This window comes from Ornithinimicrobium cryptoxanthini, assembly GCF_023923205.1.
GTDB lineage: Bacteria > Actinomycetota > Actinomycetes > Actinomycetales > Dermatophilaceae > Ornithinicoccus > Ornithinicoccus cryptoxanthini.
In genome coordinates, this window is the sequence record NZ_CP099490.1 from 1,286,962 (window position 1) to 1,302,175 (window position 15,214).

Genomic DNA, 15,214 nt, shown 5'->3' on the forward strand with positions numbered 1-15,214 from the left:
CGCACATGGCACGACGCATTATCGCCGCTCTGGCGGCACTGATTCTCGCTGCCGTTGGCGTCTTCCTCGTCATCAACTACGCGAATAACGCCGACGAGCGAGCCATGGGTGACCAGGAAACCGTGGATGTGCTGGTGGCTACCGAGACGATCGCTCGAGGGGATTCCGACGACCTCGCTACGCGACTTGAAGTGCGACAGATTCCTCGAACTTATGTCGCGGATGGCGCACTGGAGTCCGTGGAGGATGTCGAGGGTCTCGTGGCCGCCAACAACCTGACTGCCGGCCAACAGGTGCTAGCCAGCTCCTTCGTCACCCAGGAAGAGTTGCGTCGCAGCGGTGATTACGTGGTGCCGGAAGAAGCACAGGGTCTGCATCAACTGACCATCAACCTGCCTAATCCTCAGGCGCTTGGAGGCAGCATTGCTCCGGGTGACACGGTTGGCCTGTTCGCAACGTTCGAGCTCGAACCACCCACTGGCTGGGTCATCGGACCCAATGGCGATTTGGTGTGGGACCCCGATGCAGCACAGTCGAACGACTCAGGTTCCGACGACAGCGAGGGAGGGGGAGACAGCGGCGGTTCTGGCGGAAGCGAGTCCATCACCTTCACCGACCTGGTCCTCGACAAGGTGCTCGTGGTCCGGGTCGAAGGCGGCTATCTCGCCACGCCCACGGAGACCGAGGAGGGCGGCGAGGCACAGGACACCATTCATGTCACCATCGCCCTAGAGGCCCAGGACGCCGCTCGCGTGATCCAGACCATGCAGACTGGGACCGTGTGGTTGACCCTCTCGCCTGACGCCGCGGATGAGGCTGACATCGATGCCGTCGTGCCAGCAGCGCCAAGCCTCGTGACTGGCGTCATCGAATGAGTTCAGTAATCCTGGCTAGCGGCTCGACCGACCTTGCTCGTCGAGTGCGCTTGGCATCTGGGGATGATCTGTTCGTGCTGGCGCCGGAGCAGGTACCCACCGGTCCGGCCCAGTTGCTAGGGCTGCTCAATGGGTCTGGACCTGTTCAAGCTGTCGTTCTGGATGTCACCGGCCAGGACGCACCGGATGCCTCGCTCGGGCTGGCCGAGCGCTTCCAGGAGCAGTTTCCCCGGGTAGCTGTGCTCCTAGTCACGGATCGGCCCGCAGAGTTGGGTTTGGCGGCCCTGCGTGCCGGCGTGCGAGATCTGGTTGAGCCGACGTTGTCTATCGACGAGATGCGTTGGGCGCTGCGACGAGCCGTGGAAGCAAGTGCCGCCGCAGCGTCGGGCGCGGGACAGAGCGAGTCGGCTGCCGTCGGACGCGTCATCACGGTTGCTTCGCCTAAGGGCGGGGTCGGCAAGACCACACTCGCTACCAACCTGGCTGTCGGGTTGGCGAACCAGTCACCGCAAGGCACCGTCCTTGTCGATTTGGACATCCAGTTCGGTGACGTGGCGGCGGCTCTGGACCTCGACCCCACCTACACGCTCGGGGATGTGGTGCATGGCTCCGCACTTCAGGACGTCATGGGCCTCAAGACGTTGCTCACGAAGCATCGCACGGGGCTACACGTGCTGAGCGGTGTCAAGTCGCCTGCTGAGGCCGACGAGGTCACGGCCGGCCACGTCTCAACGATCATCAGCCTGCTCAAGATGGAATTTCGGTATGTCGTGCTTGACACCGCTCCGGGCTTAGGGGCGCATACGCTCGCAGCGCTTGACCACACAACGGATCTTGTTCTGGTCAGCAGCCTAGACGTGCCGGGGGTGCGCGGCCTACGCAAGGAGATGGAACTGCTTGACGAGTTGGACCTGCCTCCAGCGACCCGGCACATTGTCGTCAACTTTGCTGAGCGTTCTGGGGGACTGTCGGTGGCTGATGTTGAGGCGACGATCGGGCGCAGGGTGGACTTCACGATCCCCCGGTCCAGCAAGCTCGTGGCCGCGACAAACCGGGGCCACCCGATATTGGAGTCCCCGGGTCGCGACCGGATAAGTCGAGACCTGGAGGCTATGGTCGCCCGGTTCAGCCCGATCAAGGTGCGTCGCTCTGGTTTCAGTTGGGGTGCCCGGCACAGGGGGAGAGACCAATGAACCTTTCTGAACGTCTGGCCGCTGCCAAACAGCGCGAAGCTAAGCACCGAGAGCCCAACGAGCAGCCGAAGCTCCCAGCGGAAGTTGTCGTTGCTGAGGTCACGAAGGGAGACGATGCATCGGTCCAGTCGCCACCCGTAGGGGGTGACCAATCGCCAGCAACTGCCCCGACTACGTCGCCCAAGCCCGAACAGCAGCGCACAGACTCTGGCGCACGACCGACTGATGCGCTCAGCACGCTGAAGGCGGAGGCACGCCAACAACTCTTCTCCAGGTTGGGGTCGCGGCTGAGTGACACGTCGATGAGCGAGGCGCAACTGCACGAGTTGGTGCGCAAGGAGCTCACCCAACTCGTCCAGGCGGCTGAGACGCCGTTGAAGTCAGATGAGCGTCGTCGCTTGATCCGTGAGGTCACCGACGACGTCCTCGGATACGGACCGCTGCAGAACCTGCTCGACGATGACTCCGTGACGGAGATCATGGTCAACGGCCCAGACAACGTCTACGTCGAGCGAGAGGGTCGGTTGACCCGTGCTGACGTCCACTTCGCATCCGAGGAACACCTCCGGCGCGTCATCGAGCGGATTGTCGGCCGAGTCGGCAGACGCATCGACGAATCGTCGCCGCTGGTAGACGCCCGCCTAGAGGATGGGTCCCGCGTCAACGCCATCATTCCGCCCCTAGCCTTCAGCGGATCAACCCTTACTATCCGCAAGTTCGGCAAAGTCCCGCTCATGGTTGACGACCTGGTTGCCAAGGACAGCCTGTCACCGCAGATGGTCGACCTTCTCCGCGCCTGCGTGCAGGCCAAGCTCAACGTGCTTGTCTCTGGTGGCACCGGAACAGGCAAGACGACCCTACTCAATGTGCTCTCATCCTTCATTCCCGGCGACGAGCGTATCGTCACCATTGAGGATGCCGTGGAGCTCCAGTTGCAGCAGGAGCACGTGGTGCGCTTGGAGTCGCGGCCCCGCAACATCGAGGGTCGCGGTGAGGTCACCATCCGTGACTTGGTCCGCAACTCGCTGCGCATGCGCCCTGACCGGATTATCGTCGGCGAGGTCCGTGGCGGCGAGAGCCTGGACATGCTGCAGGCGATGAACACCGGTCACGAAGGCTCCCTGTCCACACTCCACGCGAACACGCCCCGCGATGCGGTTTCGCGTCTCGAAACCATGGTGCTGATGGCTGGCATGGAACTGCCACTTAGGGCGATCCGTGAACAGATCTCCTCGGCCATCGATGTGATCGTGCACCTGACTCGACTGCGAGACGGCACGCGCCGCGTCACCCATGTCACCGAGGTGCAGGGCATGGAGGGTGAGATTATTACCCTCCAGGACGCATTCGCCTTCGACTACCACGCCGGCGTCGACCACACCGGTCGATTCCTCGGGACCACCAAGTCCACCGGGGTGCGACCTCAGTTCACGGAACGAATTCTAGAGCAGGGCATCGACTTGCCCTACGAGGTCTTCGACACCGCCGACTTCCGGATGCGTCGATGAGCTGGGACACACTCGTCGCCGGGTCCAATGGCGTCTGGCTTGCGGCAGGGGCACTCGTGCTCGCCGTCGCTATCGCGGCATACGTATTCATCGTCCCCTCGCATGCGATCCCAATGGATCGTCGACGCTACGGTGTGCAAAGCACGCCCTCCCTCATCACTCAGGCGACTGATGCCAGCACCGGACTCATCGATCGTCTCGTCCGCCGACGCAGGGGTGGTGCCGACTCGGCATCGCATGCCCTTGATCTCGCTGGTATCAAACGATCGGTCCCCGAGTTCATCCTACTTGTCGGTGCCGCGGCGCTCACTGGCGCTGCGCTGGGACTGGTTATCGGTGGCTTGATCGTTGCCATCATGCTGGCCTGCCTGGCTGTTGCCGGGGCTCTGGTCTTTGTGTCCTTCCGCGCCAACAGACGGCGGGCCAACTTCGCCGACCAGTTGGACGACTTGGTGCAACTTCTAGGCAGCAACATGCGCGCCGGGCACTCAGTGCTACAAGCGATGGACTCAGTCGCCCGCGAGATGGAAGAGCCCGGATCTAGCGAAATCGCGCGTGTGGTCAATCAGGTAAGAGTTGGTCGCGACCTTGGCGAGGCGTTGGATGAAACCGCCGACCGGATGGACAGCGACGACTTTCGCTGGATCTCCCAGGCCATCGCGATCCACCGGCAGGTTGGCGGCAACCTGGCCGAGGTGATGGACACCGTGGGCGAGACCATCCGGGAGCGCAACCAGATTCGACGACAGGTCTCGGCACTCTCGGCTGAGGGGAAACTTTCGGCCTACGTGTTGATTGCCCTCCCTGTTGGCGTGACCCTCATGCTGTTAATTTTGAACCCAGAATACATCTTGGGCCTGACCCAGAGCCCCATCGGGTACGCATTGATTCTCCTCGCTATGGTTCTGATGACGGTCGGATCGGTCTGGCTGTCCAAGATCGTCAAGATCAAGTTCTGAGGTCGCCCCGTGGACAACGTAAACCCCCTCATAATCGTGGCCGCTGGCTGCGTCGCAGTGGCCCTGCCGTTGCTTGCCTTTGCCTTCACCGCCCGCCCCGGGCGCAGTCGGCAGCAGACACTGGCGATCCTCAACCGAGACCTTCACACTGGACAGTCGGCGGGGGACCCCCAGGTCGCCGGAGGCGCCCTGGTCAACCTCGCCAAGTCCCTGACCCCCATGGCTGCTGTTCGCTGGATCGATAGCTTGCTCAGTAAAGCGGGCCGCCCGGCAGCTTGGCCCCTTGAGCGCATCCTGGTCACGAAATTGGTGCTCACCGCGGCCTTCGTCGGCGTCGGCTTCTTGCTCGTGGCTCAGAGCCCCAGCCCGCGGATACTCCTCCTAGCGGTATTCATCTCGGTGTTGGCGTGGGCCACCCCCGAACTTCTACTCTTTAGCAAGGGCCAGGAACGTCGTCAGGCGATCCAGGAGAAACTCCCTGACATGATGGATCAGTTGACCATTGCAGTGGAGGCTGGTCTAGGCTTCGAGGCCGCACTCGCTCACGTTGCCCGGCATGGTTCGGGTCCGCTGTCGGAGGAACTGATCAGAACGCTTCAGGACATTCAGGTCGGGCGCCCGCGCCGTCAGGCCTACTCCGATCTGGCGGAACGTACCCAGGTCCAGGATCTGGGCCGATTCGTGAGAGCGCTTAACCAGGCAGAAACCAACGGAATCTCGATCGCGGGCGTGCTCAGCACGCAGGCCCGTGAGATGCGCATCAAGCGCAGGCAGCGGGCCGAGGAGAAGGCGATGAAGATCCCGGTCAAGGTGGTCTTTCCCCTGATCCTGTTTATTCTTCCGGTGCTCTTTATCGTGATTATGGGACCAGCCGTCATCAACATCATCGATGCGTTCTCGTAGGTACGAGCCGCCTCACGCCCGTTGCCGACCGACAAGGAAACATGCATGCCACTGAGGCCCGAGGACGTCGTCCGGAAGAATTTTAACAACACCGCCCGCTTCCGGGGCGGCTACGTCAGCGAGGAGGTTGACACCTTCCTCGAAGAGGTCGTGGCCGAGCTGCGGCGGCTCAACGCCCTTGTGGACGAGCAGCAGGCGGAGGTCAACCATCTCAAGTCGGCTCGCCCGGACGATAGTTCTGGCTACCAACTCGGAACAGAGCAGATACAGCTCGCGCATGTCCGCAAGGAGCGAAACGCCCTCGTCGCCGAGATGGAGAACGCCGACCGGAGGATCGCCGAAGCCCAACAGGCGGCTGCGCTCGCTGAGGAGGCCAAGGAGTTGAGCTTGGAGGAGATCCGGGCGCGCTTCGACGACGACCTGCTCAAGTTGGAGCAGAAGGTCAACACGGTTCGTGCAGACGCCAACGCGGCGGTAGACGACAGCAAGAAGCGCATCGCAGTTGCTGACCAACTGGCGCAGGCTGCCGAGCGGCACGCCGCGCAACTGCGGGAAAAACTGGCAAAGGTCAGCGCGGACGTGCGCGCCGCTGCGACCGAACACCTCGGCGCCGATGTCGTGGAGGAGTTGATCCCATTCGGCGACGGTCTAGAGACGGACGCGATCGCGCAGTCCTCGATGGTTGCCATGCTGGCAGACCGGATCCGACGTGATCACCTGACATCAGGGCAGCACGAGGCCGAGCGCCTCCTGGGGGAGGCCGCGCTGGAGCGCGAGAGCATCATCGCCGAGGGTCATCGGGGTCTTGAGCAAGCCCAGGACGAGGCTGCCGCCCTCATTGCGGCTGCTCGGGAAGAAGGAGATGACGCCAGGGAGACGGCACGCATCTCAAGCGAGCGACTGCTGGCAGAGGCCCAGCGGCAACAGACTGCGCTGCTCGACCAGGCGCAGCGGGACTACGACGAGCGAGTGCGCCTGGCCAGTTCTGAGGCCACCAAACTTATGGAGCACGCCCAGCTGGAGCGCGACGCGATCCTGGCTGACCTCGCGACCCGCCGCGAGGCACTTGAGGCGCGGGTGACCGAACTGGACACGTCGGCGCGAGAATATCGCGAGCGAGTGCGCGCGCTGGTCAACCACCAGTTGATCGCGATCGACAAAGAGGACTGGGACCGGTGACTGACATGATCTCTTGGTTACAGTCCCCAAACTCAATCCGTAGCCGCACCGCGGACATGAATAGGCCTTGGCGCTCGCGCAATCGAATTGAAGGGTATCGTCAGCCCCATGTTCGGAAGTGGAGTCTTAGCGTCGTCGAGCTGGTTGTGATCGGTGGGCTCGCGCTAAAGTCCACCTACCTAACTACCTTGATCCTCGGGGCCGGTGGCGTGATGGCGGGAATCCCCTTAGCTATCTGGTTAGTGGCGATATTCTGGGTGGGAGCGCGCATTGGAAGAAGAGCCCAAAAGGCTCTTCTGTTGACCTTGATGGTTGGATGCAACCTAGTGCTTTACGCAGATCTGCTTCACATACGCGCCTTCGGTAGTCAACTAGACTTAGCTTCAGTAGTGGGCGTTGCCAACAATTCAGGACTTGGGCCGTCCATCCTGGCCCTAGTGAGCCTGTGGGACATCATCTTTTTCATTGATCTATTGGCGGTACTGATAGCCTACGGGGCGTTTGGGATAGACAAAGAAATCCTTGTTCCCGCGCCCCGGCGAAGATTCTCCTACGCGTTCACACTGTTTGTTGTCGCCTACTTGGCATTCTCGACCTTTCAGGCAACGAAAATTCCAGTTTCTCCACACCAATACCTGGGCGGTTCAGGACCGTTGGGGGTCCACGCGAACCAACTACTGTCAGCATTGCCCTGGTCAAAACATATCTTGAGCAACGATGAGCGTACTGCAGTGTCTTCTTGGCTTGACCGCAATTCGGTCTACGTCGACGCAGCACCTGAGTATGAGCGCCTGGATGGCATGCTGGAAGGGAAGGACGTCTATTTGATTGTGGTGGAGTCGCTCGAGGAGAGTGTGCTTAACCTTGAAGTCGATGGTCAGGAGGTGACGCCTAACATAAATAGAATATTGAACGACAGCATCGTCTTTCCACGGGTCGTCGAACAGGTCCGTGATGGAGTAACCTCCGACGCAGAGTTGATGCTTTTGACTAGCATGTATCCCGTGCAATCGGGCGCAGCCTTTTTAAAGCATGCGGATAGCCATTACCCAGTCACGCTGCCGCGCCTGTTAAAGGCGAATGGATACTCGTCGATAGCGGTAAACGGCGACGCCCGCCAGTTTTGGAATCGACATGTTATGTTTCCGAACCTGGGATTCGACAAATATGTGGCAGAGGAGGAGTTTCTCACTGCCCCTCAAATTGGAATGGGTGTAGCAGACGAGACACTCTTCGACCAGGCACTGATCGAGCGAGAGAAATTTGATTCACCGAGTTTCATGATGATAAGTACTGTCACATCTCATTATCCGTGGACAATTCCCGAAAGCCTAAAGGGATTGAGTCTCAAAAGAGGGGACCGAACGGCGAACTACCTTCAGACGTTGAACTATGTAGACCGTGCTATCGGCGATTTCGTTGAAGTCATTCAAGCGAATGAGTCGCTAGGTGAGCCGGCCTTTGTCATCGTGGGGGATCACGAAGGGATACACAAATTTGAAGGTGAGAGCACATGGCTGGAAGACAACGGCGGCCGCGTGCCTTTTATTGTTCATGTCCCAGGTATCGAGGGTGAAGTAATAGGCACGCCTGGGGGACAGGTGGATATCCTGCCAACCTTGGCTTACCTCCTCGGGGTGCCCTCAGGCGAAGTTGAGGGCCGGATCATGGGCCGCAATTTGCTCGGATTATCGCTTGGATCCGCCATTGATTCTGAGGGGTCTACTACTGGAGGTGGATCTCCTGATGTCCTGCTCAATGATGCCTTTAGTATCTCAGACTTGGCTATACGCGGAGACTACTTCGGTGCGCATGGCGGAGCAGCTCACGTTGGCTAGATCCGTCAGCGTTCGGCCAGGGGTTCTCGGGCGGGGCAGGGGTTGTGGGGTGGTAGGTGTGCCGCGAGACATCGTCGCATCGCGTCTCGTTCCGCTAATTCCTTGGGCGGTGTTCTGCGCGACGCCCGTGATTGTCGTCCTATTGGGTATGACTGTGGGAATGAATCACGATGTTGCTTGGATTCTCGTGGGGGCGGAACGAATGCTAGATGGTGGAACGTTCGGAGTCGATGTCGTGGATGTCAACCCACCACTCGCCTGGTGGATCTCCCTGCCAGCTGCCTATCTTGCTCGGCTTATGAATGTTCCCGTCTACCTAGTTTGGCAACTTTCGGTATTCGCTGTCATTTCCACTGTGGTTGCGAAGTGCGTGCGGGAACGAAGATATTCGACTGGCCAAGCGGCCGGGATGCTGCTGACCTTGGCTGTGCTCCCGGGGTACAGTTATGGGCAACGAGATCACCTGGTTGCGGTTTTCCTTCTGCCTTACGTTCTTGGCGTGGGGTGTCGACGACGACGTCTCGGTCTAGGGGCCGCGGTGCTGGTTGGCGTCGGGGTATCCTTGAAGCCCCACTATTTGATCATTCCCATTCTAATTGAAGGTTACGTGGTCCTAAAGTCAGGGGTGTATCGAGATACACTGAGGCGACTTGCGGGGATAGCGCTGGTAGGGGGGATCTACTTGGCGTTAGTGAGGTTTTTCGCGCCGTCCTATTTATCGGAGGTGCTTCCAGCGGCGCGGGCGACTTATGGAGGCTACGATGCAGCAATACAAGGACTCCTTGCGAATGTGTTGGCGATAGCGGCCCTTGTCACTATCGTGATTTTAGTGACTGGGCGTCGCAATTGGCCCCCAAGGGTGCTGCTCGCGGTCATTGGAAGCCTTCTGGCCGCACTCCTCCAGGGTAAGGGATTCAATTATCACTTCCTTCCATCACTTCTATTCGTTTCGGTTGGCGTCGTTCTTTGTTGGGGCTCTATCGAAAGTCCGAGCCTCCGTGAGCACCTCCTCAAGAAGGTGGTATTGGTAGCCGCCGTGGGGTCGGTCATATTGTCGGTTGGGGATGGTGTTAGTGCTCGCCTGAGCAAGGTCAATGACGTTGACCCGCTCGTCGCTGCTATCAATGCCAATTCTGAACCGGGCGATAAGGTTGTAGTGCTGGCGACGTCCCCGCGCATCTTGCAGCCTGCGCTCTGGATGAGCGAAGCCAAAGTAGTTGGGTCTACTTGTTGCTTGTTTACCCTGCCCCAGTATCAAAAGGAGGGCACCAGCTACAACTTCTTGTCCTGGCAGCTTGAGGGAATTGCTACGGATGTGAAGCAATATCGGCCGCACCTAATAATACTCGATCATCGTCAACCGCAACTGGCGCTGTCTGCGCCATTTGACTACAGAGACTTGTTAACGGGTGGGTTGGATTCGATCAAAGTGGATTATCATCAGGTGCTTGATGGTCCCGTTGCTCCCGATTACGTTCTCTTAAAATTGGTTGAGTAGTCTGTTCGTGTGGTTCTAACATACATTTGTGTTACCGCTTGTCAGATCCCTACGGCCTGTTTGTGCTAGGTGGCTGGCAGGTGTGCGGCTTCTGCGAGTCTTTCACTGCAAGCGCAGCCAAGACGAGGACTGGGATGGCGTGCCAGGGGGTCTGTGCGATCCGTGGTGCTACTGCTAAGGCGGATAGGAGGAGCCCCAGGGCGGGGACGACCCAGAGTGCGATCCACGCGATGGCTGTGGAGACGCGTAATGAGGCGGTCCACCTGTGCACCATGACTAAGGCTAGGGCTGGAATACCCAGAACCAAGTCGTAGGTCATGGAGTGCGGGGCTGCCAGCGTCGCCACAAGAACGACCAGCCACCAGCGCATTCTACTATCAGATGTTTTCTTGTGGATGTAGAGGACCGCCAATAGTCCTAAGGAGAGCGATGTAACTGTGGCGACAGATTGCCATGGTGCGTTCCCTGCGTTTGGGAGCCAAGGGGTCAGGAGCCCAACAAGCCCAGTGTTCTTTAGAGTTTGCCCCTCGTGGACTCCGTCAACGTACGGACCGCTCTGAAGGGCGCCCAGCCACACGGATACACTGTCTGGACCGACGACAAATAGGGACAGCACAACCCAGGCTGCGGTTGTCGTCGCGAGGCCAGCCAAAGCACTCCACCGCCGTTCGAGAAGCCATAGCCACGGAATCAGGGCAATCAGGTGTGGTTTGACTAACGCGAGTCCAATAATAAGGCCCGCCACGAAAGGCCTATTTCTGTTCATAGCCCTATGGCTTAGAGCGAGCCACAGAAGAACGAATGCTGTGTTCTGGCCGGAGTAGAGTAGTTCTGTGATGGGAACTGACGCGAGTGCGATGATTACAAATCGTTGCCAGTTGAGGACGGATGAGGGTGCATGCTTGCCGATTGTGCGAAGACTAATTACGAGAGCGGCCGCTGACGCGCCAGTCCAGATGAGTGTGGCAACGGGATAGGGGAGTGCTCCAAAAGGTGCAAGGATCACGGCTTCAAAGGGCGGGCCGACGAACCACGATAAGGCATCGTCACTCTTGAATAGGTCGGACTGGTACTCCATCTGAGTGATGGGGTCGTAGAGATTTCCGAATGCCGACTGACTCGCTATCCTCCCCCCTGTCCACCGTGCCACGAAGTCAACCATGAATGGGTCGGGCCCAATCAACATTCTGACCAGCCATGCCAGCGGCCACAGGATGAGAATGACTACCGGATAGACCGTGGTTCGTGCGGGCCGAAGTAGACCGTCGAGTTGGTCGAGGAACGATGATGCCTTTAACTGACTGCTCCCAGGGGTCACTGAAGAGAATCTACCCTGATGAACGCTGCTCGGGGTTGGCCTTGGTGGAAGTTCTACCTGACTAGCTGCCTGGTCCGTCACTCCAGCGCGTGTGCCTTGGGCTGGATCGCGGTTGTGTGAGGCTTGGGTGTCGTTGGCAGGGTCTGTGGGGTAGTCCGGTGCCTCCGGGTCTACGGCGGACCCTGGTACGCCGCGCCACACGTAACTGCCGGGCCGGCAGCGTCCACGGTTCCAGGCATATCAGGTCGACTTCGAAGACGCAGAGCAGGTCATCGACACAGATTGGCCGTTCGATGCAAGCTACGGGCACTTCCACGCCCGGCGGTGCACCAGGACGGGGACCGGACAAGAACCACGAGACCACGGACGAACTCCTTCACCCGAACGAGCCGAACAGGACCGAGCGTGAGACCCGGCGCAAAGAGGCTGAGCGGAGAGAGGCCGAGCGCAAGGATGATGAGCAGCCGCCACCGTTCTAATCCATTGCACCATCCCGAGAACGCACACTGGGGCGGTGAACCCCAACGGTGTGGCCGAGGCTGGAGTTGCCCTCCTCGACCTCAGCACTGGGGTGGAAGAATTCGTGGCTGGCCATCCGGCATATCTCATGGGAGTGCGGCACCACTCACCGGCGCTCGCGGCGTGCGTGCCCGCGCTGCCGCAGGCAGCCGCCCCCGACACGCTGGCGGTCGAGACGGCGGAGTGAGTCGATTAGCTGAGTCGGCCCGAAGCACAAGCCCCGCTGGCTCTGGCCTTCAGCCGGGAGACTACGGTGGACGGCGCCCATATGTTGGAACTCACCTGGGTCTTCATGGAGGACCTTTCGTTGCGAGCATTCCGAAATCTGCACGTCGGTGCCGGCGTCGTGGGAATCAAGACGAGCATGTCCCGTGACGGTTGACCAGTCTCTGGGCCGTCCCTATATCGGTGCGTACTGGGGGCAGCGTCGGGAGTCCGCCTGGGCGGGTGCGGAGCGGCTGTTGCGTTGCGTGACCCTGCTCGGCGAGGCCCACTCACTGCTCGGTTCGTGGTTTCGCGGCGGCTCAACCCGCGACGCTGCCTGGGCGGGTCCATTGGCGGGCGACGACCTCGAAGCGGTGACGCAACGGTTCGAGCGTGGAGCGCTGCGCAGAGACGACAACGGTGAGCCGATGCCGTATGGCGGTTTCGTCGTGGGGTGGTGGAACGGTGAGGCTGCCGCTCCGGCCGGCCTTCGCGCCAGCGCTGGCATCGAGAGCGAGTTCCAGGTCAACTCTGTCGTGCTCGAGCTGCCGCCTCTGGAGAATGCGGAGCACATTTATCAGCCCGAGGCGGCAGTTCAGATCCTCACCGCCATCCAGAGTTCGTGGGAGCTGGAGTGGGCGACCTGGGTCACACACCCCTGGCGGGACGCGCGGCCACTGAGCAGGCCGTGGCCACCGAGCATGGGCTGGCTGACTTATCTCAACGGTGTCCAGCCCCACGCGCTGGACGCCGGCCACATGGAGGGGGTGGCCGATGGCGCACTGGTCTGGGCTGCAGATGCCTTCTCGAGGGTGACCGTGGACGGGCTGCTGGCCGTGCGGGCGGGTCTGGAGCGTGCTGGTGACCTGCGTCCCGTTCTCAGGTGAGCGGTGGACCCGACCCAAGCTCACGGCATACAGGAATCTGACAGCAACACGAAGTGACTGGCGCATCGCCGGTCCAGCAATCGTGGGAGGGCCGGATGTTCGCATCCGGCCCTCTCTGCTGTCCGCAGGGCTACAGCCTGGGTGTGCCACCAGCTCCCCGGAAGTGGCGCCTAGGCGCTTCCGGTTGCACACGGCATACGGACTCTCCTGACCAACGACGCCCCTGCTGTGAGGCACTACGCTCGGGGGCAGCCCGCAGGGACTACCCGTGTCGGGGAATGACAGTTCGGAAACCACCCGGTGTCATCGATGCACGGCGCTGAGGCCGCACCGTGACGGGAGATCTTGATGAGCGACAACCCAACAGGCGATGAGCCGAGGGGTTTGAGCCGAGGGGCGACGACCCGCAGGGCCAGCCATGGGGTGAGGCCAGCGCGGATGACACGGTGCTGATCCCGCAGACGGGGGGCGCTGCGGGGCACGCCTACGATCACAACCCCGCGGCGGACCCTGACGCGCACGGTCTGCAGGAGGTCGAGGACCCCGACGAGGCCGAGGGCCGCCCGACCTGGGTGACCCCGACGATCGCTAGCGTTGCCGCACTCCTCGTGGGTCTGCTGGCCGGCTGGTTGATCTGGTCCGGTGGCGATGACGACTCGGACGAGGTCGCAGCCCTGCAGAGCCAGGTCAGCGACCTCACGGCCGAGAAGCCGAGTTGCAGGAGCAGTATGACGAGTTGTCGGCTGAGATGGACGCGCTCGGCGAGGCGGGGGGCGAGAAGGCAGCCACAGTTGAGGAGCTCACGGCGGAGAACGTCGAGCTCACTGGGCAGGTGGAGACACTGACTGGTGATCTCGACAGCCTGACGAGCGAGAAGGATGCGCTCACCGATGAGCTTGCCGGTCTCGAGCAGGAGAACGCAGACTTGCGCGAGCAGATCGAGGGCATCCTCGACGACATCGATGCCTCGGTAGTCGCGGCGTCCGACCTGGACGGTGGCACCGCAGCGGCTGCCGTCGCCGCGGCCGAGGCGAACGGCTGGGTGGTCATCCAGATCCCGACTGCCGCAAGCGAGGTGGCCGCTGGGACGGTCCTGTCCCAGACACCAGCGGCCGGCACGCCGATGCTCGCTGGCTCCGCGCTGGCGATCAGCGTCGCTACCGCTCCTGAGCCGCCTCCCGGGGCGGACGCCGGGACGATCTTTGAGGAGGACGGCAACGGATCGGCCACCACCGGGTCAGTGAACCTCGAGCCGGGTGTGCGCCACTTCCTGGCGTTCACCTTTGAGGGCGAAGACCGCCACGTGGTCAGCCTGGTCGACGCCGACGGTGACACGGTCGCCCAGCTCGTGGACCTGAACGGGACGACTGAGGCAGGTGCGACGCTGCCCTTCATCCGCTCCTACAGCTTCGCGGTGGAGACTGAGGGTGCCTGGAGCCTCAGGGTGGTGACCCTGCCGTAGGTGATCTGGCGGCTGCCTCACAGTCGATACGATCATCAGGTGTTCAAGTGGCGTGAGCGAGAGCCCGGTGTGGGACAGGCCTGGGGCGTGGACTGGGGCTTCACGGACCGCGCAGGTGGGGTGAGCACAGGGGCATACGACTCGCTCAACCTCGGCGGTCATGTGGGCGATGACCCGGCTGCGGTGACGCGGAACCGGGCACGGGTGGCAGAGGCGTTTGAGCTGGAGCCGGAGGCGCTGCGCTTCATGCGTCAGGTGCACGGGACCGCCGTCGCGGTCGTGGGATCTGAGCCTCAGGAGCTGGCTCCCGAGGCGGACGTCATGCTCACCGACAGCCCTGCTGTGGCGCTGGTCGTGATGGTGGCCGACTGCACCCCGATCCTGTTGTTGGACCGCACCGAGGGACTGGCGGCCGTCGTGCACGCCGGCCGGGTCGGCTTCACCAACGGTGTGGTGGACGCTGCCGTGTCTGCCTTGCGGGACCGCGGAGCAAGCGACCTGGAAGCCGTCGTCGGGTCTTCGGTCTGCCCGCGTTGCTATGAGGTGCCGGCCGACCTGCGGGACCAGGCCGCTGCTGCCAGCCCCGCGGCATACTCCGTGTCTGGCATTGGGACTCCGGCGATTGACGTGGCCGCCGGCGTCGTCGACCACCTGCACTCCGCCGGTGTCTCGGTGACCTGGCTGCCCGGCTGCACGCGGGAGGACGAGACGCTGTTCTCACACCGTCGGGAGGCCGGCGGCCGGTTCGCCGGCGTCGTCCGCCTGCTCCCGCCCGAGGACGCTGCCTGACGCCGCTTCAGAGAGCGCGACCGCGGCCTCCGGCGCGGCGCCCGGGTCCGGACGTGCCTGGGGAATGGGATGTGGTCTTGGT

The 15,214-nt window shown here is 61.6% G+C and carries 13 protein-coding genes; 12 read left to right on the top strand and 1 reads right to left on the bottom strand.

Going from position 1 to position 15,214, the window contains the following annotated elements; translation table 11 throughout:
* The first annotated feature begins 5 nt into the window (after positions 1 to 5).
* The 8 genes from cpaB (at position 6) to NF557_RS06040 (ending at position 9,953) form a co-directional block, all read left to right on the top strand.
* On the top strand, positions 6 to 875 hold the full coding sequence (gene cpaB, locus NF557_RS06005) for a Flp pilus assembly protein CpaB (protein ID WP_252622622.1): 870 nt from the start codon (positions 6 to 8) through the stop codon (positions 873 to 875).
* The gene (locus NF557_RS06010; protein ID WP_252622624.1) at positions 872 to 2,068 is read left to right on the top strand and encodes a CpaE/TadZ family protein; all 1,197 of its coding nucleotides are present in this window, start codon (positions 872 to 874) and stop codon (positions 2,066 to 2,068) included. The genes cpaB and NF557_RS06010 overlap by 4 nt, the downstream gene beginning before the upstream one ends.
* Positions 2,065 to 3,576: a TadA family conjugal transfer-associated ATPase gene (locus NF557_RS06015; protein WP_252622626.1), complete on the top strand. Its 1,512-nt coding sequence runs from the start codon at positions 2,065 to 2,067 to the stop codon at positions 3,574 to 3,576. Before NF557_RS06010 ends, NF557_RS06015 begins: the two co-directional genes overlap by 4 nt.
* Positions 3,573 to 4,535, top strand: a complete 963-nt coding sequence (locus NF557_RS06020) for a type II secretion system F family protein (protein WP_252622628.1) — start codon at positions 3,573 to 3,575, stop codon at positions 4,533 to 4,535. The genes NF557_RS06015 and NF557_RS06020 overlap by 4 nt, the downstream gene beginning before the upstream one ends.
* A gap of 9 nt (positions 4,536 to 4,544) precedes the next feature.
* Positions 4,545 to 5,438 carry a type II secretion system F family protein gene (locus NF557_RS06025; RefSeq protein ID WP_252622630.1) on the top strand — a complete coding sequence of 298 codons (894 nt, stop codon included), beginning with the start codon at positions 4,545 to 4,547 and terminating at the stop codon, positions 5,436 to 5,438.
* 45 nt (positions 5,439 to 5,483) lie between these two features.
* Complete coding sequence (locus NF557_RS06030; RefSeq protein ID WP_252622631.1) at positions 5,484 to 6,617, top strand: DivIVA domain-containing protein; 1,134 nt, start codon at positions 5,484 to 5,486, stop codon at positions 6,615 to 6,617.
* A 5-nt stretch (positions 6,618 to 6,622) separates the two neighbouring features.
* A complete protein-coding gene (locus NF557_RS06035; protein ID WP_252623946.1) occupies positions 6,623 to 8,455 on the top strand; it encodes an LTA synthase family protein in 1,833 nt (610 codons plus the stop codon).
* A 691-nt stretch (positions 8,456 to 9,146) separates the two neighbouring features.
* Positions 9,147 to 9,953, top strand: coding sequence for a hypothetical protein (locus NF557_RS06040; protein ID WP_252622633.1), 807 nt, complete (start codon positions 9,147 to 9,149; stop codon positions 9,951 to 9,953).
* A gap of 49 nt (positions 9,954 to 10,002) precedes the next feature.
* On the opposite strand, the gene NF557_RS06045 is transcribed toward NF557_RS06040, so the two are convergent.
* Positions 10,003 to 11,139: a glycosyltransferase family 87 protein gene (locus NF557_RS06045; protein ID WP_252622635.1), complete on the bottom strand. Its 1,137-nt coding sequence runs from the start codon at positions 11,137 to 11,139 to the stop codon at positions 10,003 to 10,005.
* Between the two features lie 646 nt (positions 11,140 to 11,785).
* On the opposite strand from NF557_RS06045, the gene NF557_RS06050 reads away from it, so the two are divergent.
* From NF557_RS06050 to NF557_RS06065, 4 genes are all read left to right on the top strand, one after another.
* A complete protein-coding gene (locus tag NF557_RS06050; RefSeq protein ID WP_252622637.1) occupies positions 11,786 to 11,977 on the top strand; it encodes a hypothetical protein in 192 nt (63 codons plus the stop codon).
* A gap of 184 nt (positions 11,978 to 12,161) precedes the next feature.
* Positions 12,162 to 12,881 (top strand): immunity 52 family protein, encoded by a 720-nt coding sequence (locus tag NF557_RS06055; RefSeq protein WP_252622639.1) that lies wholly within the window; start codon positions 12,162 to 12,164, stop codon positions 12,879 to 12,881.
* A 715-nt stretch (positions 12,882 to 13,596) separates the two neighbouring features.
* Positions 13,597 to 14,343 carry a PASTA domain-containing protein gene (locus NF557_RS06060; RefSeq protein ID WP_252622641.1) on the top strand — a complete coding sequence of 249 codons (747 nt, stop codon included), beginning with the start codon at positions 13,597 to 13,599 and terminating at the stop codon, positions 14,341 to 14,343.
* 39 nt (positions 14,344 to 14,382) lie between these two features.
* Complete coding sequence (locus NF557_RS06065) at positions 14,383 to 15,132, top strand: purine nucleoside phosphorylase YfiH/LACC1 family protein (RefSeq protein ID WP_252622643.1); 750 nt, start codon at positions 14,383 to 14,385, stop codon at positions 15,130 to 15,132.
* Positions 15,133 to 15,214: the final 82 nt, after the last annotated feature.

Coding starts and splice junctions, on each gene's coding strand:
- NF557_RS06020 (WP_252622628.1), top strand. CDS start 3,573: ATGAGCTGGGACACACTCGTCGCCGGGTCCAATGGCGTCTGGCTTGCG.
- NF557_RS06010 (WP_252622624.1), top strand. CDS start 872: ATGAGTTCAGTAATCCTGGCTAGCGGCTCGACCGACCTTGCTCGTCGA.
- NF557_RS06030 (WP_252622631.1), top strand. CDS start 5,484: ATGCCACTGAGGCCCGAGGACGTCGTCCGGAAGAATTTTAACAACACC.
- NF557_RS06045 (WP_252622635.1), bottom strand. CDS start 11,139: ATGTTGATTGGGCCCGACCCATTCATGGTTGACTTCGTGGCACGGTGG.
- cpaB (WP_252622622.1), top strand. CDS start 6: ATGGCACGACGCATTATCGCCGCTCTGGCGGCACTGATTCTCGCTGCC.
- NF557_RS06015 (WP_252622626.1), top strand. CDS start 2,065: ATGAACCTTTCTGAACGTCTGGCCGCTGCCAAACAGCGCGAAGCTAAG.
- NF557_RS06035 (WP_252623946.1), top strand. CDS start 6,623: ATGATCTCTTGGTTACAGTCCCCAAACTCAATCCGTAGCCGCACCGCG.